This window comes from Streptomyces carpinensis (genome assembly GCF_002154505.1).
GTDB lineage: Bacteria > Actinomycetota > Actinomycetes > Streptomycetales > Streptomycetaceae > Streptomyces > Streptomyces carpinensis.
In genome coordinates, this window is the sequence record NZ_MUBM01000586.1 from 1 (window position 1) to 339 (window position 339).

The following is a 339-nucleotide window of genomic DNA, read 5'->3' on the forward strand; positions in this document are numbered from 1 at the left end:
GTGGCCGGGCAGCGCCCGGCCGGGGACGGGGGAGTAGACGATCCGGTCGCCCGGGTCGAACCCGCCGAATCGCCCGGGGCCGGGGTTGAGCCGTTCCTTGAGCGCCGCGTTGAGCGCGCGGGTGCCCGCCGCACCGCCGTGCCCGGGGGTGATCACCACGGTCTGCTCGGCCGGGACGCCGATCGCCCGGGGCACCGAGTCGGCGACGAGCTGCACGGTCCGGTGCACGGCCTCACCGGCGTCCCGCACCGGGACGATCACGACCTCCTTGCCGGGCGCCTCCACCTGGTTCAGCTCTCCGATGCCGATGCCGGAGACCAGCTCGCCCAGCGGCCCGGG

Annotated in this window: 1 pseudogene (only partly in view); it reads right to left on the reverse strand. The window is 76.4% G+C overall.

The annotated features are described in order from the left end of the window. Window positions 1-339 (reverse strand): annotated as a pseudogene (locus tag BZY54_RS46475) (DNA helicase RecD) (its annotated part continues 697 nt past the right edge of the window); the annotation flags it as partial.